The 1,028-nt window shown below is 36.9% G+C and carries 1 protein-coding gene; it reads right to left on the bottom strand.

The genetic code is table 11. From position 1 onward, the window contains the following. The coding region (locus tag AC1DJR_RS31215) for a YhgE/Pip domain-containing protein (protein ID WP_477004386.1) at positions 1-1,028 on the bottom strand (1,028 nt) is incomplete at both ends.

The following is a 1,028-nucleotide window of genomic DNA, read 5'->3' as shown; positions in this document are numbered from 1 at the left end:
TACCACACCAATCCAAACGAGGACAGTAACTGGTGTATTCCAGCTTAATCCTTTTCCGAAGAAGAAAATTTCTCTTAGCCCTTCTATCATAAATCGCATCGGTAACCAGGAGTAAATCCAGTCTTGATAAAATGGAGACATCATTTCAGGCGCTAGCGCCAATAGCGGTGCACCAAAGAAAAGTAACAGTGCAAATAACCCGATTCCCTTTAATCCAACTAATGAAAGTACTGCAGAAATCATTAAGAAGAAACTAAACGATGTAATGGATAAGAACAAAGCCGTATCCGTGAAATTCGAAATATTTAATCCTACCATTCCATCTGCTATCCATGTAAGACCAAACCCAATTACTAGTGCCGCAACTGCTCCCGTTACTATTTGTTTTACTTTCAATACAAAGTTTTCTTTTCGTGAACCTACTGGCATTTTACTAATCGCAATAAAGATGATTGCTGCGCTCGCTAAACTTGCAATCCATAACGGTTGGAATAAAGAAATTGGCGAGTTACCGTTTGCACTATTTTTTCCAATTGCATTTACATTTGTCACTTTCTTTGTAATAGGTGTTACTAAATTTGAAGCTTGATCTGCTGTTAAAGTAGCTCCTTTTGCTTTCAATCCGTCTAATAGCTCAGTACGAACAGTATTGTTCATATTATCAACTACACCATTTAATATTTGCCCTGCCATAGTTGATGCCGCTGTATTCATTCCTTGATTTATGAATATTTCTACCTCTGGCGAAGATGGCTGTGGTGTTCGTAATGATGCTTGTTTTGCGCTAAATTCTTTCGGAATAACTAACGCTGCATAATACTCTTGATTATTTAAACCTTTTTGAACTGATTCCTTATTTTTTACTTCTACCCACTTTACCGCAGGTTCTTCATCTGTTTTTGATGTTTTTTTGATCATATCAACAATTGTTTGCCCCATATTCATTTTAGCTTGATTCGGAATTTCTACTCCTTGATCCTCATTYACAATTGCGATTGGTAAGTTTTTYGGCTTAGGTTGAACGGTTG

The organism is Bacillus sp. 05T31, assembly GCF_056396725.1.
Note: the sequence above shows the minus strand (reverse complement) of the source record. Positions and strands in the feature narration are given on the sequence as shown.